Here is a 20,243-nt window from a genome sequence, read left to right as displayed (position 1 = left end):
CTCCGTACAGTTCTCATGGCGCTCTTGTTGCTCACGACAGCTTCGACCGCCTATGCGACAGCTTTCCCGCTTCGGATCAGCGATGAAAGGAATTATCTCGTCGATGCCGATAATCGTCCTTTCCTTCCGCACGGCGATACCGCCTGGTCGCTGATCGCCGAACTGACGAAGGATGAGGTCGACGTCTATCTCGCCGACCGTCGCTCGCGCGGCTTCAATACGCTCGTCGTGTCGCTCATCGAGCACAAATTCGCCAGCAACGCTCCCGCCAACGCGTATCGCGTGCGCCCGTTCGCCGAGGGACGGCCCTTCGAGCCGAACGATGCGTATTTCGATCATGCGCGATGGGTCTTGTCACGTGCGCGGGAGGAGGGGTTCGTCGTGCTGCTGACGCCAGCCTATCTCGGCTTCGGGGGCGGCGAGGAAGGCTGGTATGCGCAGATGCAGGCTGCCGGCACGCAGAAGCTCAAGGCTTACGGCCGATATCTGGCCGAGCACTTTCGTGGGCTCGACAACATCATATGGCTGCACGGCGGCGACTACGACCCGATCGACACGTCAATTGTGGAGGCTGTGATCGATGGCCTGCGCGCCGGCGGCGATACAGCTCTGGCGGCCGCCCACGCAGGACCCGACTCGATCCCGGCACAGGTCTGGCCGAAAGCCGACTGGATGGATATCGAGACGATCTATTCCTACTCCGATGTCCATCGCCAAGTCCTCGAACGATACCAGATGGAACTGGGCCGGCCTCTACTGCTGCTGGAGGGGTTCTACGAAGGGGAGCACGAGTCGACGGAGCAATCGCTGCGCGAAATCGCTTATGGCGCTCTTCTCGGCGGCGCGGCGGGACAGGTGTTCGGCAACAACCCCATATGGCATTTCAGCGGACCCGGTATCTACTCCGTCGAAGAGACGTGGCGCGAGGCGCTCGCGAGCCGTGGTGCGCAGAGCATGACCCACCTGAAAACGCTGTTCGACGGGATCGAGTGGTGGACGCTGGCGCCGGCCTCTGTTGATGGACCGGTCCGGGCAGAGGGAGGTCGGCTGATGACGGCGGTCGCCGGGGACCGAAGCTGGTCGATTTCCTATCTGGTGGCGCCAACGGCCGTTGAGATCGATCCCGTTGCGCTCGGCACTGGCCGGCTGAGCATACGCTGGTACGACCCCTCGGCCGGGATCATGGCGCCGCCGCTCGAGGTTTCGGCAGAGCAGGGAAAGCCTGTCACTGTAGCGCCACCCGCACAGCAAAACCGGGCAGGCTTCGCAGATTGGGTGCTGCTCGTTTCAGCTAGAGAATAGCTCTAAGGCGAAACCTTCCGCGCAAGCGCCACAAGAGTCCAGCCAAGTCCCAGGCGTTCCTTGAGATTTTCGAACCTGTCGCCGAAGAGACTCCTGATCGGATGGTTGATCTTGCGCGAGTTCAGCAGGCGCATGACACCTCGATTGGCTCTCGGCGTCACCGACTTCAATTCAAGTATCCGGAAGGAGCGGGAGAGCAGGGCGGTCAATTCGCGGGCGTCGACCCACCGTCTGATCTGCCCCGGCCCCGGTGGTTCGATACGGTTGAAACGCTCCAGTACACGACGGTTCTGCGTGGCGAGCATCAACAAGCCGCTGGGCTTGAGCAGCTTGGCGATACGTTCGACAAAAGCCTGCTGGTCGGCAACGTGCGCAAGCACTTCCAGAGTGACGACAACGTCGAACTGTCCCGGCTCCAGTTCCAGGGTCATGAAGTCTCCGGCGAGGAACCGGACCTGGGGAAACAGGGCGCGTGCGGTTTCGATCTGCGTCGGCGAGAGATCGGTCGCCGTGACGCTGCCGAATGCTGCAAGCCGCGGGCAAAACCAACCGGTGCCGCAGCCGACCTCCAGCAGCTTCATGTTCGGAACGTCTACCGATGTGAGCCAGTCGCAAACGATTCTGGCCTGACGCGCCGATATTTCGTCGTATCCCTTGTCGCCCGAGATGGTGGCCCAACTGTCCCAGAACTTCCGTTGCAGGTTGAGCGGCGGCTGCGCTGTCATCGTCATATGTCCAGGAGAAATGTCTCATGACGATACGCACAGGTCGAAGACGCTGTCGAAGTGGCGAAATCATCCTTGGCATGGAAGCCGACCGCCAACGAACGGTCAGTATACCTCCCAACGGGTGATGCCAGGCCACCATCACCCGCCGCATTCATCCTTTCGGCGACCTCGTTGCGTGGCGGGCGAAGAGGCTAGCCTTGCATCAACCGAAACGCTGAAAACGGATATATGCGATGCGCGTGCTTGTTACCGGCCACAAAGGCTATCTCGGATCCGTGATGGTGCCGCACCTGCTTGAGGCGGGGCACACGGTTACCGGTCTCGATTCCGACCTGTACGAGAGATGCACCTACGACAGAGGCGGCACGCAGGCGGCAGTGCCGCATATCCGCAAGGATGTCCGCGATGCCGTGCCGGAAGATTTCGAGGGGCAGGACGCGATCATTCATCTGGCCGCGTTGTCCAACGATCCGCTGAGCAACCTCAATCCCAACGTGACCTACGACATCAATCATCGCGGCAGCGTGCATGTGGCGCGCATGGCCAAGGAAGCGGGTGTGCGCCGCTTCCTGTTTGCGTCGTCCTGCAGCAATTACGGCCAGTCGACTGCAGAGCTGATTGACGAGACTGGTGCGCTGCGCCCGGTGACGCCCTATGGCTGGTCGAAGGTCCTCGCCGAGCGCGACATCACCAAGCTGGCCGATGCCGACTTCTGTCCTGTCTTCTTCCGGCCGGCGACGGCATATGGCATGTCGCCACGCATTCGCTTCGACATCGTGCTCAACAATCTCGTGGCCGGCGCTGTCGCCGACGGCAGCATCTTCCTGAAATCCGATGGCACGCCATGGCGACCGATCGTTCATGCACAGGACATTGCCCGTGCATTCGCGGCCGGGCTGACGGCGCCGACGGAAAAGGTCCACGCCCAGGCATTCAATGTCGGCACCACGGCCCATAACTACCGCATCAGCGAGATCGCCGAAATTGTCGCGAGCGTGGTTCCAGGTTGCCGGGTGGACTATGCCGAAGGTGCCGGTCCGGATACGCGTTCCTATCGTGTCAGTTTCGAGAAGCTCGCCACGGTCTTGCCGGCGGCGCGGCCGCAATGGGATGCCGAAGCCGGTGCGAAGGAACTCTACGCCGCCTTCTCGCAGTCCGGCGTGTCGCGCGACGATTTCGAGGGGCCGCGCTTCCAGCGCATTGCCCACATAAAACAGCTCATGCGCGATGGTGTCATCGACAGCGAATTGCGTCACACGGAAAAAGCCAGGGTCGGCAAGACACTGTCACTTGTCGATTGATCGCCGCAAGCGATGGAAGTTCGTGTCCTCGATTCAAATATGACCGGCGCCGGCGAGACCGACGTCGGTCAAGCCATGTACGAGCTTGCCAGCAGTCTCTTTCCCATCTGCCGCAGTCTGACCGGGCAGGGGGTGCGAGATACGCTTGATGTTCTGGCGCAAACCGTCGAACTGCAGAGGCATGTCGTGGCGACCGGCACGCCGCTCTTCGATTGGGTCGTGCCTCCGGAATGGACCATCAGGGATGCCTTCATCAAGGCGCCGGATGGAAAACGCGTCCTGGACTTCGCCGCGTCCAATCTGCATGTGGTCGGCTATAGCATGCCGATCCGCCGCCTGATCGATCTAGCTGAGCTGAAACGCCATGTCTTCACGCTACCCGATCAGCCCGACCTGGTCCCTTACCGGACGTCCTATTACGGTCGAACATGGGGCTTCTGCATGAGCCACACCAAGCTCATGTCCCTTCCGGATGCCGTTTATGAGGTCTGCATCGATTCCGAGCTCAAGGACGGCCAGCTCGACTATGGCGAATATATTCATCGCGGCCGCACCGAGGATGAGATCCTCCTGACGACGCATATATGCCATCCGTCGCTTGCCAACGACAATTGTTCGGGCTTGGCGCTGCTGGCGATGTTGGCGAACGCAATGCGCGGCCGCGACACGCGCTACACCTACCGCTTTCTGTTCGCGCCCGGCACACTCGGCCCGCTGGCCTGGCTGTCGGCGAACGAGGACCGGGTCGGTAGGGTCAAGCACGGCATGGCAGTGTCCTGCGTGGGTGACGGGGGAGGCCCGACCTACAAGCGCAGCCGGCGCGACAATGCGGTCATCGATCGCGTCATGACGCATATACTGACCGGGGAGGGCGAGCAGGCGCGATCCGTGCCATTCTCGCCTTATGGATATGATGAGCGCCAGTTCTGTTCACCGGGCTTCGACATGCCGTTCGGCCTCTTCCAGAACAGTACTTTCGGTACCTTTCCGGAGTACCACACGTCGGCGGACAATCTGGATTTCATCCGTCCCGAGCACCTTGCGCGCTCCTATCGCATCGTCACTGATGCAATCGACATTCTGGAAGAGGATTGGGTTCCGGTCAGCCTCAACCCGAAGGGCGAGCCGCAACTGGGGCGCCGGGGGCTCTACGCGTCGGTTGGCGGCCCCTCCTCGGGCGGCCATTCCACCATGCCGATATTGTGGGTTCTGAACCTGGCGGATGGTCGGCACTCGCTGATCGACATGGCCGAGCGCTCGGGTCTGCCCTTTTCGCAGATCATCGAAGCAGCGCGCAGGTTGCGCGAGCACGATCTACTGCGGCCGGGCTAGTTACCCGTCAGGCTTCCGTCATTTCGAGGAGAGGCCATGCGCGGTCCCGGTCCGAAAGGGTCTTCGGCCGGGCAGGCCATTCGATGCCGAGGACGGGATCGTCGAACCGAAGGCCACACGCCGCATCCGGCACGTAGTAGGTCGACATCAGGTAGTTGACCAGACAATGGTCTGCGAGCGTGATGAAGCCCTGCGCGAAGCCCTTCGGCACATAGAGGAGCCGGCGGTTGACGGCCGAAAGCTCGACCGCCAGCCATTGCCATCTGGTGCTGGATCCGGGACGCATGTCGACGATTACATCAAGCACGGCGCCGTTGATGCACGAGACGAGCTTCGTTTCGGCATGCGGCTCCCGCTGGAAGTGCAGGCCGCGGAGTGTCCCCTTCTTTACCGAGTAGGAGTGGTTGTGCTGTACGAAGCGATGTTCGAGCCCACGGCTCTCAAACGCTTTTGAGCAAAATGTGCGCGTAAAGGTGCCCCGGTCATCCCGGAACGGTTCTGGTTCGACGATCCAGGCCCCATTAAACTGCGTTTCGATGAATTTCATGATCTCGCCCACGCTGTTCTTATGCGGCGATGATCGGGTGTGCGGGCGCGTGATGCAAAACACGCTTTCGGCTGATGTCGGTCGTGTCGGTTCTACGAACGGGGTATCGCGGCATCTCGCACAGCCAAGGGCAGGCCAGGTTCGGCCTCAACCTTAGCCCGCCTACTCCATTGGGGGATGCGTTTGCCCATTCTGCGGTCTCGGCTTCGCGGAGGCCGGCTCGTATCGTTCAATCCAGGCTTGGCGGGGACATGCAACCTGATGTCATCCGCTTTTCCCGAAACCGCAGAGTCGATAGCTGGAGAGACGCGATGAATTATCAGGCGGTGGAGACCACGTATCGAGTTTCGTCGGTTCATCCGGCCGCCAGTTGCAGGCTCTGCGGCTCGCCTTTGTCGGCAACGTTCGTCGATCTCGGCATGTCGCCTCCCTGCGAGGATTTCCGGACGGCGGAGCAGCTCGACGAACCGGAAGTCTATTATCCGCTGCACGTGCAGGTGTGCGACACATGCTTCCTCGTTCAGCTCAAGGAGTATGTCAGCCCGGACGCGATCTTCACCGAATACGCCTATTTCTCGTCCTATTCGACGAGCTGGGTCGCGCATGCCAAGGCCTATTGCGAAAGCATCACCGACAGGCTCGGGCTTTGTGGCAATCACCTCGCCGTCGAGCTGGCCAGCAACGATGGATATCTGCTCCAGCACTTCGCGGCACTCGGCGTTCCTGTGCTGGGTATCGAGCCCGCCGCCAACGTGGCGCAGGTCGCGATCGACAAGGGCATTCCGAGCCGCGTCGATTTCTTCGGCGTGCGGCTCGCCCGAGAGTTGATCGCGGAAGGCATCGGTGCAGATCTCATCATCGGCAACAATGTGCTGGCGCAGGTGCCCGACCTCAATGATTTCGTCGCCGGCATCAAGCTGCTGCTGAATCCGGAGGGTGCGGTCACGCTCGAGTTTCCGCACCTCGAACGACTTATCGCCGAAAACCAGTTCGACACGATCTATCACGAGCACTTTTCCTACTTCTCGCTGCTGACCATCCAGGAGATGGCGCGACGCCACCGGTTGAAAGTGTTCGACGTCGAGAAGCTGCCGACCCATGGCGGTTCGCTGCGCGTCTATCTCGCGCATGCCGACTCGGCGCACGACGTCGGTCCAGCCGTCGGTGAACTTGAGGCGCGAGAGCGCGAACTCGGTTTCGACCGGATGGAGACCTACACCTCGTTCGCGGCCAGCGCGCAGCGGGCCAAGCGGGACATCCTTTCGTTCCTGCTGACGGCACAGAGCGAAGGCAAGGTCGTCTGCGGCTATGGCGCGCCCGGCAAGGGTAACACTTTGCTCAACTATTGCGGCATCGGTCCCGACCTGCTGCGCTTCACGGTCGATCGCAACCCCTACAAGCATGGTCGCTATACGCCCGGCATGCACATCCCGATCCTGCCGGTCGAGGCGATCGAAGAGGCGCGGCCGGACTACATCCTGATCCTGCCGTGGAACCTGAAGCACGAGATCGCGCAGCAGCTCAGCTATGTCGCCGGATGGGGCGCCAAGCTCGTCGTGCCGATCCCCAACGTCCGCATTGCGTCGCCTACGGAGTTCGCAAGATGAAAGTCGTTCTTTTCTGCGGAGGCCTCGGCACCCGCATCCGCGAGTACAAGGAAGGCGTGCCCAAGCCGATGATCCCGCTGGGTCACCAGCCGATCCTCCATCACGTCATGCAGTACTATTCCGATTACGGGCACCAGGATTTCGTCCTGTGTCTCGGCTACAAGGCGAATGTCATCAAGGATTTCTTCCTCAACTTGAGGCCGCAGTCCTTTGCCGACTGCGTGGTGTCGGCTGGCGGACGCCAGGTGGAATATCTCGGCGATATCCCCACCGACTGGCGTATCGCGCTGATCGACACCGGCATCTGGCGCAAGATCGGCGAGCGTCTGTGGGCGGTGCGCGAGATGGTCGAAACCGATGACATGTTCCTTGCCAATTACAGTGACGGACTGTGCGACGTCGATCTCGACGACATGGTCCGGCGTTTCAAGGCCAGCGACAAGCTTGCCTGTTTCCTGGCCGTTCGCCCGCCGCTGACCTATCACTTGGCCGATATTGCGGAAGACGGCCGGGTGGTCGAATTCAGGACTTCCGATCGGTCCGACATCTGGATCAATGGCGGATACTTCCTCTTCCGCCGCGAGATATTCGACTACATGCGCGAGGGCGAGGAACTCGTGCTGGAACCGTTCGAGCGGCTGATCCGGGAGAACAAGCTCATGGCCTACAAGCATGAGGGGTTCTGGAGGTCGATGGACACGCTGCGCGACTGGCAGGCGCTGGAAGAGATGGTAGAGCGCGGCGAGATGCCCTGGAAGCGCCATACGATGGCGCCGGCTGCCTCGAAAAAGCTCGAGCTCGCGCTGCCATGAGGTCGCTGGAACTCGCGCGCGGCAACGAGCCGCTGACCGTCTTGTGCCTCGGTGCGCATTCCGACGACATCGAGATCGGGCTGGGCGGCACGCTGATCACCATGGTCGCAGCCGATCGGCCCTTGCGGGTTTTCTGGTGCGTGTGCAGCGCCAACGGTATTCGTGCGGATGAAGCCGAGGCGTCAGCCAACGCGCTGCTGGGGCCGCAGGTGGAGCGCCATACGAGTTTCGGCAACTTCGAGGACAGCTACTTTCCGTCGCAGAGCATATCGATCAAGCAGTGGATGACCGAGATCCGCGATCGGGTCGTGCCCGATGTGATCTTCACCCACACGCGAGACGACGCGCACCAGGATCACCGCGAGGTTAGCCTGCTGACCTGGAATGTGTTCCGCGACCAGTTCATCCTCGAATACGAGATACCGAAGTGGGATGGGGACGTGGGGCGGCCCAATGTCTATGTGCCGCTCAGCAAGGACGCGATGGATCGCAAGATCGACCTCCTGTCCTGCTACTTCGCCACCCAGCGCTCGAAAGACTGGTTCGACGAGGAGACGTTTCGCGGACTTGCGCGGCTGCGGGGAATGGAGTGTCGTGCTCCCGAACGCTACGCGGAAGCGTTTCACATGCGCAAGGCAACCGTAGTCTTCTAGCGGCTGGCAGCCGGGAGGGTCTCATGTTCGGCAAGCCCGCAGAGCGGCTGGAGCGCAACAGCGTCGCGTTCGAGACCATGCCCCTCGTCAAGCCGTCCGGCTTTCGCGAATACGATGCGCGCTGGTGGTTCGGCTATCCGGGCTCGGATGTCGAGCCGGAGATAAACCTGCCAGGCTTGCAGGCGCTGGGCCTCGGTCTCGGCACCCTCATGCGCCGCATGGGCAAGCCGCCCGAGATCGTCACCGGGCACGACTTCCGCTCCTACTCACAGTCCGTAAAGCAGGCGCTGACGCTGGGTCTGATCACGGCTGGCATACGCGTGCACGACATCGGGCTGGCGCTTTCCCCGATGGCGTATTTCGCGCAGTTCGCGCTTGGCGTGCCGTCGGTGGCGATGGTGACCGCATCGCACAACGAGAATGGCTGGACAGGCGTCAAGATGGGCGTCGAGCCGCCGCTGACGTTCGGCGTCGACGAGATGTCCGCATTGCGCGGCATCGTGCTTTCGGGCGCGGGAGAGCCGGCGCCCGGAGGCGCATACGTGGCTGTATCGGGCATGCGGGAGCGCTACCTCGACGATCTCGCCAGACGGATAGCGCTTAAGCGGCGCCTCAAGGTGGTCGCGGCATGCGGCAACGGTACCGCGGGCGCCTTTGCCCCGGAGCTTCTTGAGCGTATCGGCTGCGAGGTCGTTCCCCTCGATGTCGAGCTCGACCACAGTTTCCCGCGCTACAACCCGAATCCCGAAGACATGAGGATGCTGCATGCCATCCGCGACGAGGTGCTGCGCACCGGTGCGGATCTCGGGTTCGGCTTCGACGGTGACGGAGACCGTTGCGGCGTGGTCGACGATACGGGGCGGGAGATATTCGCCGACAAGATCGGCCTGATGATTGCGCGCGACATCGCCGTGCAGCATCCCGGCTCGCGCTTTGTCGTCGATGTGAAGTCCACGGGCCTGTTCAAGGAGGATCCGCTGTTGCGCGAGAACCGCGCCGCGACTGAATACTGGAAGACCGGCCATTCGCATATCAAGCGGCGGATGAGTGAAACGGGTGCCATCGCCGCCTTCGAGAAGTCCGGTCACTTCTTCTTCGGGGAGCCGATCGGTCGCGGGTACGACGACGGGCTTATGACCGCGATTGCCGTCTGCCGGATGCTTGACCGCGAGGGCGCGCCAAGCCTTTCTCGCCTCTATGACGAGTTGCCCGTCACCTACGGCACGCCGACCATGTCTGCGCATTGCGACGACGGCGAGAAATACGACGTCGTCAGCGCCGTCAGTCGGCAGGTCGGAGATGCTGCGCGCAACGGCGAGATGATCGGCGGCGGCTCGGTGCGCGAACTGATCACCGTCAACGGCATTCGCATCGTGCTCGACGATGGCACCTGGGGGCTTGTCCGGGCTTCGTCCAACAAGCCGGAGATCGTCGTGGTTGTGGAAAGCCCCGTCTCTGGCGAGCGCAGGCGGGCCATGTTCGACGCTGTCGATATGGTCCTGCGCCGCCATCCCCAGGTCGGACCGTACAATCAGACTTTCTGAAGTCTCTGCCGTCCCCTACGAAGCATCGCGCTGCACGTCGTCGCGCGCCACCGCCATCGATTTCAGGATGGCGAAGCAGGGCGCTCCTTCTTCGAGCGACAGTGCATGGACCGACCGGGCCGTAATGCGCGCCAGCAGCTCGTGGCCGGCAAGGTCGAGCCGCACCACTGCCCCTGGACCGTCGCCCTCGGCCAGCCCCTTCACGACAGCAGGCAACACATTGAGCGCCGAGATTTCCTGCGGGCGCTGGCGCGCAACGATGACTTCGTGCGCGTGGATGCGAACCTGAACACGCGCGCCGGGACTTGCATCCAGCCCGGGCAGCCAGATCTGGCCTGCCGGCGTGGAAAGCCGCGTCAGGCCGTCATCCTCATGCGCCTCCACTGCCGCGGGCAGCACGGAAACGAGATCGCGCAGGCCCATCGCGCGCAATGCCGCCGGGTCGAACATGATCTGCGCCGTTGTTCCGGCGCGTACCAGGCGGCCATGCTCGATCACGACGATACGGTCGGCGAGTTCGCGGGCCTCTTCCAGGTCGTGCGTCACGAGCACGGTCGGCATCCTGAGATGCGAGCGCAGCGCGCGCAGTTCCCGGTAGAGAACCTGGCGTGTCGCGCGGTCGACGGCCGAAAACGGCTCGTCGAGCAGCAGCGCCGCCGGTTCGCGCGCCAGCGCGCGGGCAAGCGCCACGCGTTGTTGCTGGCCGCCCGACAGCGCGGCCGGCTTGCGATGCTCCAGGCCGGGAAGGTTTACCAGCGACAGCAGTTCCATTGCCTTGTCAACCTTATCCCGCCGCGGGACATGGACCATCGCCGTCATCACGTTTGCCAGGGCGCTCATGTGCGGAAAGAGCGCATAGGACTGGAAGACGATGCCGACGCGCCTGCGATGTGCAGGAAGATCGACGCCGGTTTCCGTGTCCAGCCATGGCTCGCCGCTGACCGAGATGTTCGCATGCGTGGGCGCCCACAAACCTGCGATCGAGCGCAGGATCGTGGTCTTGCCGGACCCTGAATGGCCGACAAGCGCCATCAGTTCGCCGGGTGCCACGCGAAAGGAAACATCCAGAGGGATCGGCCCTGCCGCCTTCGCTGACATGTCCAGCGCCATCAGCCGAGCCTCCGCCCGACGCGCGCCGAAAGCCAGAAGGTGAGTGAGATGGTGGCGAGCGAAATCGCCAGCAGCACTGCCGACATGATGGCGGCAGACTGATCGTCGAAGGCCTGGACCCGGTCGTAAATGGCGATCGCGATCGTCTTGGTTTCGCCAGGAATGGAGCCGCCGACCATAAGCACGACGCCGAATTCGCCGAGCGTGTGCGCGAAGGTCAGCACCATGGCCGTCAGCAGGCCAGGCCAGGCAAGCGGAAGCTCGACCTTCCACAGGGATCGAAGCGGAGAAAGGCCGCAGCACTGCGCCGCCTCCCGCACTTCCGTTGGAATTGCCTCGAAACCGCGCTGGGCCGGCTGGATAGCAAAGGGGAGATTGAGCACGACTGACGCCAGCACCAGCCCCTCGAAGGAAAAGACCAGTTGTCGGCCGACCAGCGATTGCCATATCCCGCCGACCGGGCTGTTCGCCCCGAACGCGACGAGCAGATAGAAGCCGAATACCGTCGGCGGCATCACCAGCGGCAGCATGATCAGAGCTTCCGCGAGGCCTTTGCCGCGAAATCTCCGATAGGCCAGCAATCGCCCCAGCAGGATCGACAGCGGCAACAGGATCAGGACCGTCCAGCCAGCTAGGCGAAGCGACAGCCAAAGCGCTGTCCAGTCCACTGGCTACTGGCCCTTGGGCGGCGCGAAGCCGTAGCGTTCCAGGATTTCGCGTGCAGTCGGTTGGTCCATATATTCGTAGAATGCCTCCGCTACCGGACCTGCATTCTTGAGCAAGGCCATGCGCTGGCGCAAGGGCTCATGCCATTCCTCCGGAACAAGTTCGAAGGTGCCGCGCTCCCTGTTGCTTGGTGCGAGCGCAAGCGAATACGCAATGATGCCGCCGTCTGTGTTGCCCGACAGCGCAAACTGCGTGGCCTGGCTGACATTCTCGCCGAGCACGATGTGCGGCTGGATGGCATCCCACAAAGCTTCGTGGGCCAAGGCTTCGCGCGCGGCAACGCCAAAGGGCGCATGCTCGGGATTGGCGATAGCGAAGCGTCCCAGCGTACCGCCCGCCAGTGCCTGCTTCAGCGAGCCGAGGCTACCATCCGCAGCCAGCTTGGATCCATTCGGCGTGATCGCAACGATGCGTCCGACGGCATATACCGTCCCCTCGTCACGCGTCAGGCCGTCTGCTGCCAGATCCAGCAGCGTCTTCTCGTCGGCTGCAAGGAAAAGTTCGAATGGAGCGCCCTGACGAATCTGGCGAGCGATATTACCAGTGGACCCTATCGAAAGGCGCACTTCCTTGCCCGTATCGGCTGCAAAGCTTTTCGCGATCTCTCCGATGGCGAACTGGAGGTTTGCCGCTGCCGCGACCACGGGGGCATCTTCCTGAGCGCTGGCAATTGTGGAGAACAGGCCAATAGCCAGCAACAGGCTGCCGGCAAGTCGAACACGAAATTCGCGAAGCATGAAACCCTCCGTTATTTCTACGTGAATATATCGACATGGTTCTTGCGCGAAAGCAATCGGGGGCCGATTGAAATTTACGGCCTCAGGCCGTCTGGCCGATTTTCATCGACCAAACGCTGAGATGACACATGGGCGAACCATGCATGGGAATGGAGATACGCCTCCGACAATGAAGTCGGCGTCAGGACTCGACGATGAAACCGTGGGCGAAGGGGTCCGCCGGATCGATCACGAACTGGTTCATGCCCATCATGAAGGATTTGGTGCCGATGCTCGGGACGACGCAGGGGTGGCCGTTTGGCAGCGTCGAGCGTGTGGCCGTGCCGGTGAAGTGTGTGCCCAGCAGGCTGTGCTGCACGAAAGGCTCGTTCGGGTCGTGAATGCCCTTGGCGACGCGGAGCGCCAAATGGGCGCTGCTGCCGGTGCCGGACGGCGTGCGGCCCATCCGGCCTGGCCGGTAGACGTTTGCGGCCAGATAGCTACTGCCGCGATCGGCCTCCTGCCGCTGCACGAAAGTGAACAGGTCCACAGGCACCGGCTTGCCGTTGGCGGGGTCTGCCAGAGCGGTCGTTTCGCCGATCGCTTCCCACAGCGCCTGCGCGGTGCTGACGATCTCCCGCTCGGCCTTCTGGGAAAGCTCGATGCCGGCCGATGCAGCGTCGACGAAGCCGTAGAACAGCCCGCCAAAGGCCATTTCGATACCGATGGTGCGGCCGTCGGGCAGTGCGACCTCGAAGTCGCCGACATGGTAGGATGGGACGTTGCGGAAACGCACTTGGCGAACAATGCCGTCTGTCACGTCGGCCTGGATCTCGAGCGGCCCCAGGACCGTATCGAGCGAAAACCGTGTTACCGGCTCGGTTGCGGGAACCATGCCCAGTTCGATTAAGGCCGCGGCGGTGGCGAACGTGCTGTCGCCGCACCCGTCGAACATGCCCGATGGATGCAGGAAGATGACCCCATAGGCTGCATTGTCGCTGACCGGATCGGTGAGCACGGCGCCCAGCATGTTGCGGTGGCCGCGCGGTTCACGCAGCATCGATTCATGCAGCCAGGACATGTTCGCGATGTAGTAGTCCGCCTTCTCGCGCATGGTTGTGCCGCGAATGGCCGGATAGCCGGAGAGAATTGTTCGCGACGCTTGGCCATGATGGTGGTCGACGCAGGTAACGATATTTCGTGCAAACATTGGAAAAGTCCCTCCCAATTCCCCTGCGAGCCAAAGCGTTGCCGCGAAGCCTAATCTGCTTCGCGTCTCAGCACCCGGCCCGGTCGCGCGCCGGTCGATTTGCCTTCGCGCCAGACGATATTGCCGTTGACCAGCACCGTGTCGATGCCCGCCGACAGGGCGATGGGCTTTTCGAAGGTGGCGCGATCGATCACCGTCTCCGGATCGAACAGCGTTACATCGGCGAAGGCACCCTCGCGCAGCACGCCACGATCCTTGAGACCAAATTCCATAGCGGTCAGCCCGGTCATCTTGTGCACCGCCGTTTCGAGCGGGAACAGGCCGAGGTCGCGGCTGTAATGGCCGAGTACGCGGGGGAAAGTGCCCCACAGACGCGGGTGCGGCTGCTCGTCATGCGGCAGGCCGTCGGAGCCGATCATCGTCGGATCGAATTTGAGGATGCGCTTCACGTCCTCCTCGTTCATCCGGAAATAGACCGCGCCCGCCGGCAGGAGCCGCTCGACTGCCGTGTCGAGATCGCAGTCCATCTCGGTCATGATGTCGGAGAGTTCCTTGCCGGCGTGCTGCGGCATCGCCTTCGACCACGTGACGATGGTCTTGGGAGAGCTCTTGGCGTGATCGGCGGTCAGGATCGTCGACGATGCCGCATAGGGATAGCAGTCGAGACAGACATGCTGGTGTGCCATATGCGCCTCGATGTGCTTCAGCGTCTCGACCGAGCGGCCATGGTTCTTCTCGCCGGCGAGCTTGTGGTGCGAGATGAGAAGCTGCACGCCGACTTCGCGGGTAATGCGGAACGACTCGTCCAGGGAGTCGATCGAATGGTCGCCTTCGTCGCGCATGTGTGTGCAATAGAGCCCGCGATACTTTGCCATCGGCCTGCAGACCTCGATGACTTCCTCGGTGGTCGCGGCCTTGGCCGGTGGATAGGCGAGGCCCGTGGAGACGCCGATCGCGCCGGCTTCCATCGCCTCGACGACATGCTCCTGCATGGCGGTGATCTCGGCGGCGGTCGCCGTGCGGCTCAGGTCGTCCATCGTGATGGCGCGCAGCGTCGTGTGACCGACCAGCATCGCGCAATTGGTAGCTGCCGGCTGCTGCCGCAGCGCTTCGAGGTAGTCGCCGAAGGTGCGGTAGCGGTACCAGTCGCCGCTGTCGTCGAGCAGGTCGAGCGGCGGCGTGACCGGGCGCTTGACCGGGCGGGGCATCGGCGCGAGCGAGATGCCGCAATTGCCGCCCACGACCGTCGTCACGCCCTGGCTGACCTTGGCGGTCATATCACCGGCCGACAGCAGGATGCGGTCGTCATGCGTGTGCGCGTCGATGAAGCCCGGCGCGGCCACGCGGCCATTGGCGTCGATCTCGCGCTCGCCCCTGGCATCGCGAAGGTCGCCCATCCGCGTGATGCGGTCGCCGACGATGCCGATGTCTCCGGCGAAGCGCTCGGCGCCGGTGCCGTCGATGATCGTCGCGTTGCGGATGAGGATGTCGAAGGTCTGCTGCATGGCGTTGTCTCTCAAAGAGGGCGGAAATGCTGGAAGTCCCAATGGCGGCCGGGCGCTGCGTCGAGCAGGGCGCGTGTATAGGCCTCACGGGGGGCAGTCAGGACATCGGCTGCGGCACCGAACTCGACCATGCGCCCGTTCTGCATCACCATGATCGTATCGCAGATCTGCGCGGCGACCCGCAGGTCATGGGTGATGAACAGCACGCCGACGCCGGTCTTCTCGCGAATATCGTCGAGCAGCGCCAGAACCTGTGCCTGCACGGATACGTCGAGCGCCGAGACGGCCTCATCCGCGACCAGCACGTCCGGCTCTAGCGCAAGAGCACGCGCTATGCACAGGCGCTGGCGCTGGCCGCCCGAGAATTGGTGCGGGAAGCGTTGCAGCACGTCCGGCGACAGGCCCACCAGCGTCATCAGTTCGCGTGCCCTGGCAAGGGCTGCATCGCGGCTGACGCCGAAATTGGTCAGACCCTCGGTGATGGAATCGCCCACCGTCAATCGCGGGTTCAGTGACCGGTACGGGTCCTGGAAAACCATCTGGACGCGCTTGCGCATCGCCTGCAACGGCTGGCCGCGCAACGCTGCGATGTTTTCGCCGCAGATGACGACTTCGCCGCTGGTGGGGTCCTGCAGACGTACGACGCAGCGGGCGAGCGTCGACTTTCCAGAACCTGATTCACCAACGACACCGAGGATTTCGCCACGACGCAGGGTCAGGTTGATGTCGACCGCCGCAGCCACGTCGCGGCGCCGTTTCAGGAAGCCCTTTTCCGAATAGGTCTTGCCGAGTTCCTTGACCGACAGCACGATCTCGTTGCGGTTTTCGGCGCGCGTATCAGGCACAAGGCTCGGCACCGACGACACCAGCATGCGGGTGTAGTCCTCCGCCGGTTCTGCCAGAATCTGGTCGCGCGGGCCCATCTCGACAATCTCACCGCGGTTCATCACCACCACGCGGTCGGCGATGTCGGCCACCACGCCGAAATCGTGGGTGATGAACAAAACGGCCGTGTTGTGCTTTTCCTGCAATTCGCGGATCAGCAGCAGGATTTGCCGCTGGGTGGTGACGTCGAGCGCCGTCGTCGGCTCGTCGGCGATCAGCAGTTTGGGTTCCAGGATCAGAGCGATGCAGATCACCACCCGCTGACGCTGGCCGCCGGAAAGCTGGTGCGGGTAGGAGCTGTAGATGCGTTCGGGGTCCGGCAGGTGCACGGATTCCAGCATCGCCATGACCCGCTGCCGGCGCTCGCGCTTGCCGAGCTCCTTGCGATGAATGCGCAGGACCTCGTCGATCTGATCGCCGACCGTCTCGACGGGGTTCAGCGCCGTCATCGGCTCCTGGAACACCATCGCCATCGTCGTGGCGCGCAGGTCGCGCAGGCGTTCGGCGCTGGCCTCGAGCACGTTCTCGCCCTGCAGAAGTATGCTTCCGCTGGTGCAACGGAGCGCCTCGCTCGAAAGCAGCCCCATGATCGAGAAGGCGGTTACGGACTTGCCCGATCCCGACTCGCCGACGACGCAGACCGTCTCGCCCGGATTCACGGTGAGGCTGACGTCGCGCATGACCCTGGTCTGACCCGCGCCCACAAGGCTGACGTCGAGGTTACGAACGTCGAGGACCGGCTGACCTTTTGCGTTGCCGCCGTCTTTTTTCGGGTTGGTCATGTGCGTTTCGCCATTTTCGGGTCGAGCACGTCGCGCAATACGTCGCCCAGGATATTGACGCTCAAAAGCGTAAGCGCCAGCACGATGCCGGGGTAGAGCACGAGGCCGGGATAGAGCTGGAAGTACATGCGGCCATCGGCCATCATGTTGCCCCATGACGGGATTTCGGTTGGAAGGCCGGCACCGAGGAAGCTGAGCGTCGCCTCCGTCAGGATGGCCGAGGCAAAGATGAAGGTCCCCTGGACGATCAGCGGCGCGATCGTGTTTGGCACCATATGGCGCGTCAGGATACGCAGCGTCGGCGTGCCGAGCGATACGGCCGCCTCTACATAGGCCTCCGACCGGACGTTGAGGATGATGCTGCGCACCAGCCTGACGACGCGCGGTATCTCGGGCACTGTAATGGCGACCAGCACGGTCATCAGCGATGCGCCGGTCAGCGAGACGAGCGCGATGGCCAGCAATATGCTTGGGATCGCCATGACACCGTCCATCACGCGCATGATGATGGCGTCGAGCACCTTCAGATAGCCGGCCACCACGCCGATGACGAGCCCGGCCGCGATGCTGGCCGCTGCCGCGCCAAGGCCGACGATGAGCGAAATACGCGCGCCGTAGAGCAGGCGCGAATAGAGGTCTCGGCCATAGGCGTCGCTCCCCAGCCAGTAGGCTTCGGAGATGGGACTGAAGCGCCCACCTGGATTGATGGCTATCGGATCGACGGTGCCGAGCACCGGCGCGAAAGCCGCCAGCACCACGACCGTGACGAGCACGACAAGGGCCACGAGGACCGGGATGCTCTTCAGCGAAAGCAGGAGCTGATTGAAGGTCGAGTTCTTCCGGTCGATGCCGGCGCCTACTGGCGGCAGTTCTGCGACGGCCGGATTCTGGATGGTCTTCATCATCGCGGCCTCAGTAACGGATCCGCGGATCAAACACGGTGTAGAGAATGTCGACCGTGAGGTTGATCAGCACGTATGTGAACGAGAACAGGAGTATGAGCCCCTGGATGACGGGGTAGTCCCGGGCAAGCACGGCTTCCACCACGAGCCGTCCCAGGCCCGGCAGGTTGAATACGGATTCCGTGACGACGACGCCGGTTATCAGAGACGCTACGCCGATGCCGATGACGGTGACGATCGGCACGGCGGCGTTGCGCAGCGCATGACGCAGCAGGACCGTGCTTTCGCGCGCGCCCTTGGCGCGGGCGGTGCGGATGTAGTCTTCGCCCATCACGTCGATCACGCTACTGCGGGTGATGCGGGCGACCAGCGCGACATAGATTCCGCTGAGCGCGATGGTGGGCAGCACGAGGCGATGCAGGAACGGGCCTATGCCCTTTTCGATCGGGCTGTAGCCCTGCACCGGGAACCAGCCCAGCTTGAGCGACAGCAGGTAGATCAGGAGATAGCCGATGACGAAGGTCGGGATTGAAAATCCCATGACCGAAAAGGTCATGACGGTGCGGTCGAGCAGCTTGCCCGGGCGCCGCGCCGCCACAACGCCCATCGGCACGGCGACGATGATCGTCAGTACGATGGTGGCGAGCGCGAGCGAGATGGTCGGAGCAACGCGCGAACCGATCATGCTGACGACCGGAGTGCCCGAAATGAGGGACACTCCAAGATCGCCCTGAAGCAACTGCTTCAGCCACACGAAGAGCTGGGTCAGGATCGGCTGATCCAGTCCCATCGTCCGGCGAATCTGCTCGAGCTGCGCGCCCGAAGCATCATCGCCGGCAAGGATCGCGGCCGGGTCGCCAGGCGTCAGCCGAAGCATGGCGAAGACCACGACCGCGACCATCGTCATCACCGGTATCGTCGCCAGTACCCGCTTGATGACATAAGGGAACATCGTTTCCTCACTCAGCCGTTTTCTGGACGTTCCAGAACAGGGTGACCGGAGCCTTCGGGAAGCCCGTCCACTCGGTGCTGTAGGCGGCCGGGATGCGGAACTGGCCCAGCGGCCCCACGACGCCTTCGTCGATCGCGAGCTTCTGGATCTTCACCGCGATCTCCTTCTGCTCCTCCGGCGTTGCGGCGCGCGCATAGTCGAGCCTCAGCGCCTCGATCTCCGGCACGTCGGGCCAACCGGCCCATGAAGAGCGTCCGGCCGTCGACAGGGTGGTGTTGCCGAACGGATCGCCGCTGGTCGCAAGGATGCTGTAGGTCGAAAAGATGTTCCAGCCGCCTTCCGAAGGTGGGTTCTGATTGCCCTGCTGGGTCACGACCGTCTGCCAGTCCATCGTCTTCATCTCGACGGTGAATCCGGCCTTGCGCAGCGCGTCGCCGAGTACGATCGGCTGGGCGGCCAGCATGGCGATGTCGGTCGGCTGGAGAAGCACGACGGGCGTGCCATCGTAGCCGGCTTCCTTCAGCAGGGACTGCGCGCGCTCGATGTCGGAATTGACGACCCACTCGGCGCCATACTCATCGCCGTTCGGATTGCCGCAGCCCATGACAGCGCCGCAGGTCTGGTAAAAATCAGGATTACCAACCAGCAGCTTGAGCACGTCTTCCTGCCCGACGGCCGCCATCGCCGCCTGCCGCACAAGCTTGTTGTCGAAGGGCGGGTACAGGTGGTTCATGCGGAAGTAGGTCCAGGCACCGAGCTCGTCCATGACCTCGGCCTTGATGCCGTCGGCGGCTTCCACCAGCGGCAGCAGGTCGAACGGCACTTCCTGGATGAAGTCGACTTCGCCGTTCTGCAGCGCGTTGATAGCCGTCATCTGGTCGGGCATCGTCACCCATTCCACGCGATCGACATTGACGACCTTGCCGCCAGCGGTCCAGCTCGACGGCTCGTCGCGGGGCACGTAGTCCTCGTTCTTCTCATAGACGACGGAGATGCCCGGCTGGAATTCGGCCTCGACGAACTTGAACGGACCCGAGCCTACGAATTCCGTGATCGGTTCGGAGGAGGGCGTCTCGGCGATGCGTTTCGGCATGATGAAGGCCGGCCGCGAGCTGAGCTTGGAGAGGCCGGAGAGGACCAGCGTCGTCGGCTGGCTGAGCTTGATCTCGAACGACTTTTCGTCGACGGCGTCGATGCCTTCGACCATGGTCATGAGCGCCTGGCCGGTGGTGTCCACCTCGGCCCAGCGCTTCAGTGAGACGACGGCGTCCTCGGCGGTAACCGGCTCGCCGTCATGCCACTTGAGGCCGTCGCGCAGCGTGAACGTGTAGAGCTTGCCGTCTTCGGAGACGGTCCAGTTCGCCATCTGCGGCTGCACCTTGAAGTCGGAGTCCACGCCGAGCAGCGTATCGTAGATCATGTAGCCATGGTTGCGCGTGAGGAAGGCGGTGCTCAGCACCGGGTCCATGACCCGAAGGCCAGACTGCATCACGGCTCGCAGGGTTTCGGCCTGCGCCACCGAATGGCCTGCCATTGGTACCATCACCGCTGCCGCGCATAGCAGCGCGCGGGCATGCCTGAAAAATCGTCCATATGTCTGCATCATGATATTCCCCTTCTCGTTGGTTG

General features: G+C 62.9%; 18 protein-coding genes. 7 read left to right on the top strand and 11 right to left on the bottom strand.

The window, feature by feature from the left end:
* Nucleotides 1–27 precede the first annotated feature (27 nt).
* Entirely contained in the window at nt 28–1,302 is a 1,275-nt protein-coding gene (locus ACVJNE_RS02520) for a glycoside hydrolase family 140 protein (protein ID WP_499562679.1), read from the top strand.
* 2 nt (nt 1,303–1,304) lie between these two features.
* Here the strand turns inward: ACVJNE_RS02520 and ACVJNE_RS02515 are convergent, their stop codons facing one another.
* Nucleotides 1,305–2,027, bottom strand: coding sequence for a class I SAM-dependent methyltransferase (locus tag ACVJNE_RS02515; RefSeq protein ID WP_499562677.1), 723 nt, complete (start codon nt 2,025–2,027; stop codon nt 1,305–1,307).
* Between the two features lie 236 nt (nt 2,028–2,263).
* On the opposite strand from ACVJNE_RS02515, the gene ACVJNE_RS02510 reads away from it, so the two are divergent.
* Complete coding sequence (locus tag ACVJNE_RS02510) at nt 2,264–3,331, top strand: NAD-dependent epimerase/dehydratase family protein (RefSeq protein WP_499562675.1); 1,068 nt, start codon at nt 2,264–2,266, stop codon at nt 3,329–3,331.
* A gap of 39 nt (nt 3,332–3,370) precedes the next feature.
* Nucleotides 3,371–4,663 (top strand): DUF4910 domain-containing protein, encoded by a 1,293-nt coding sequence (locus ACVJNE_RS02505; RefSeq protein ID WP_499562673.1) that lies wholly within the window; start codon nt 3,371–3,373, stop codon nt 4,661–4,663.
* A 7-nt stretch (nt 4,664–4,670) separates the two neighbouring features.
* Here the strand turns inward: ACVJNE_RS02505 and rfbC are convergent, their stop codons facing one another.
* Nucleotides 4,671–5,210, bottom strand: a complete 540-nt coding sequence (rfbC, locus tag ACVJNE_RS02500) for a dTDP-4-dehydrorhamnose 3,5-epimerase (protein WP_499562671.1) — start codon at nt 5,208–5,210, stop codon at nt 4,671–4,673.
* 311 nt (nt 5,211–5,521) lie between these two features.
* Here rfbC and ACVJNE_RS02495 point away from each other — a divergent pair, with 311 nt between their 5' ends.
* From ACVJNE_RS02495 to ACVJNE_RS02480, 4 genes are read left to right on the top strand one after another with little or no spacing between them, the layout of a single operon-like run.
* Complete coding sequence (locus ACVJNE_RS02495) at nt 5,522–6,817, top strand: methyltransferase domain-containing protein (protein WP_499562669.1); 1,296 nt, start codon at nt 5,522–5,524, stop codon at nt 6,815–6,817.
* Nucleotides 6,814–7,629 carry a sugar phosphate nucleotidyltransferase gene (locus ACVJNE_RS02490; RefSeq protein WP_499562667.1) on the top strand — a complete coding sequence of 272 codons (816 nt, stop codon included), beginning with the start codon at nt 6,814–6,816 and terminating at the stop codon, nt 7,627–7,629. The genes ACVJNE_RS02495 and ACVJNE_RS02490 overlap by 4 nt, the downstream gene beginning before the upstream one ends.
* Complete coding sequence (locus ACVJNE_RS02485) at nt 7,626–8,282, top strand: PIG-L deacetylase family protein (protein WP_499562665.1); 657 nt, start codon at nt 7,626–7,628, stop codon at nt 8,280–8,282. Before ACVJNE_RS02490 ends, ACVJNE_RS02485 begins: the two co-directional genes overlap by 4 nt.
* A 23-nt stretch (nt 8,283–8,305) precedes the next feature.
* On the top strand, nt 8,306–9,826 hold the full coding sequence (locus tag ACVJNE_RS02480) for a phosphomannomutase/phosphoglucomutase (RefSeq protein WP_499562663.1): 1,521 nt from the start codon (nt 8,306–8,308) through the stop codon (nt 9,824–9,826).
* Between the two features lie 15 nt (nt 9,827–9,841).
* On the opposite strand, the gene modC is transcribed toward ACVJNE_RS02480, so the two are convergent.
* From modC to ACVJNE_RS02435, 9 genes are all read right to left on the bottom strand, one after another.
* Nucleotides 9,842–10,936: a molybdenum ABC transporter ATP-binding protein gene (gene modC / locus ACVJNE_RS02475; protein ID WP_499562661.1), complete on the bottom strand. Its 1,095-nt coding sequence runs from the start codon at nt 10,934–10,936 to the stop codon at nt 9,842–9,844.
* Nucleotides 10,936–11,604, bottom strand: coding sequence for a molybdate ABC transporter permease subunit (gene modB / locus ACVJNE_RS02470; RefSeq protein WP_444728550.1), 669 nt, complete (start codon nt 11,602–11,604; stop codon nt 10,936–10,938). Before modB ends, modC begins: the two co-directional genes overlap by 1 nt.
* 3 nt (nt 11,605–11,607) lie before the next feature.
* Nucleotides 11,608–12,399 (bottom strand): molybdate ABC transporter substrate-binding protein, encoded by a 792-nt coding sequence (gene modA, locus ACVJNE_RS02465; RefSeq protein ID WP_499562659.1) that lies wholly within the window; start codon nt 12,397–12,399, stop codon nt 11,608–11,610.
* A 181-nt stretch (nt 12,400–12,580) separates the two neighbouring features.
* Nucleotides 12,581–13,588 carry a proline racemase family protein gene (locus ACVJNE_RS02460; protein ID WP_499562657.1) on the bottom strand — a complete coding sequence of 336 codons (1,008 nt, stop codon included), beginning with the start codon at nt 13,586–13,588 and terminating at the stop codon, nt 12,581–12,583.
* 50 nt (nt 13,589–13,638) lie between these two features.
* A complete protein-coding gene (locus ACVJNE_RS02455; protein WP_499562655.1) occupies nt 13,639–15,093 on the bottom strand; it encodes an N-acyl-D-amino-acid deacylase family protein in 1,455 nt (484 codons plus the stop codon).
* A gap of 11 nt (nt 15,094–15,104) precedes the next feature.
* Nucleotides 15,105–16,760: an ABC transporter ATP-binding protein gene (locus ACVJNE_RS02450; protein ID WP_499562653.1), complete on the bottom strand. Its 1,656-nt coding sequence runs from the start codon at nt 16,758–16,760 to the stop codon at nt 15,105–15,107.
* Entirely contained in the window at nt 16,757–17,665 is a 909-nt protein-coding gene (locus tag ACVJNE_RS02445) for an ABC transporter permease (protein ID WP_499562651.1), read from the bottom strand. The genes ACVJNE_RS02450 and ACVJNE_RS02445 overlap by 4 nt, the downstream gene beginning before the upstream one ends.
* A gap of 7 nt (nt 17,666–17,672) precedes the next feature.
* On the bottom strand, nt 17,673–18,614 hold the full coding sequence (locus ACVJNE_RS02440; RefSeq protein ID WP_173192935.1) for an ABC transporter permease: 942 nt from the start codon (nt 18,612–18,614) through the stop codon (nt 17,673–17,675).
* Nucleotides 18,615–18,621: 7 nt separating this feature from the next.
* Nucleotides 18,622–20,217: an ABC transporter substrate-binding protein gene (locus ACVJNE_RS02435; RefSeq protein WP_499563188.1), complete on the bottom strand. Its 1,596-nt coding sequence runs from the start codon at nt 20,215–20,217 to the stop codon at nt 18,622–18,624.
* Nucleotides 20,218–20,243 lie beyond the last annotated feature (26 nt).

Source organism: Mesorhizobium sp. DxT (genome assembly GCF_058448885.1).
The sequence above is the reverse complement of the archived record's forward strand: the minus strand, read 5'-3'. Positions and strand labels throughout refer to the sequence as shown.

Excerpts from the sequence above, each read along its gene's own strand:
- ACVJNE_RS02495 (WP_499562669.1), top strand. The coding sequence starts at position 5,522 with ATGAATTATCAGGCGGTGGAGACCACGTATCGAGTTTCGTCGGTTCAT.
- ACVJNE_RS02480 (WP_499562663.1), top strand. The coding sequence starts at position 8,306 with ATGTTCGGCAAGCCCGCAGAGCGGCTGGAGCGCAACAGCGTCGCGTTC.
- ACVJNE_RS02490 (WP_499562667.1), top strand. The coding sequence starts at position 6,814 with ATGAAAGTCGTTCTTTTCTGCGGAGGCCTCGGCACCCGCATCCGCGAG.
- ACVJNE_RS02455 (WP_499562655.1), bottom strand. The coding sequence starts at position 15,093 with ATGCAGCAGACCTTCGACATCCTCATCCGCAACGCGACGATCATCGAC.
- ACVJNE_RS02485 (WP_499562665.1), top strand. The coding sequence starts at position 7,626 with ATGAGGTCGCTGGAACTCGCGCGCGGCAACGAGCCGCTGACCGTCTTG.
- ACVJNE_RS02440 (WP_173192935.1), bottom strand. The coding sequence starts at position 18,614 with ATGTTCCCTTATGTCATCAAGCGGGTACTGGCGACGATACCGGTGATG.
- rfbC (WP_499562671.1), bottom strand. The coding sequence starts at position 5,210 with ATGAAATTCATCGAAACGCAGTTTAATGGGGCCTGGATCGTCGAACCA.
- ACVJNE_RS02505 (WP_499562673.1), top strand. The coding sequence starts at position 3,371 with ATGACCGGCGCCGGCGAGACCGACGTCGGTCAAGCCATGTACGAGCTT.
- ACVJNE_RS02515 (WP_499562677.1), bottom strand. The coding sequence starts at position 2,027 with ATGACAGCGCAGCCGCCGCTCAACCTGCAACGGAAGTTCTGGGACAGT.
- modC (WP_499562661.1), bottom strand. The coding sequence starts at position 10,936 with ATGGCGCTGGACATGTCAGCGAAGGCGGCAGGGCCGATCCCTCTGGAT.
- ACVJNE_RS02450 (WP_499562653.1), bottom strand. The coding sequence starts at position 16,760 with ATGACCAACCCGAAAAAAGACGGCGGCAACGCAAAAGGTCAGCCGGTC.
- ACVJNE_RS02435 (WP_499563188.1), bottom strand. The coding sequence starts at position 20,217 with ATGCAGACATATGGACGATTTTTCAGGCATGCCCGCGCGCTGCTATGC.
- ACVJNE_RS02460 (WP_499562657.1), bottom strand. The coding sequence starts at position 13,588 with ATGTTTGCACGAAATATCGTTACCTGCGTCGACCACCATCATGGCCAA.
- ACVJNE_RS02510 (WP_499562675.1), top strand. The coding sequence starts at position 2,264 with ATGCGCGTGCTTGTTACCGGCCACAAAGGCTATCTCGGATCCGTGATG.
- ACVJNE_RS02445 (WP_499562651.1), bottom strand. The coding sequence starts at position 17,665 with ATGATGAAGACCATCCAGAATCCGGCCGTCGCAGAACTGCCGCCAGTA.
- modA (WP_499562659.1), bottom strand. The coding sequence starts at position 12,399 with ATGCTTCGCGAATTTCGTGTTCGACTTGCCGGCAGCCTGTTGCTGGCT.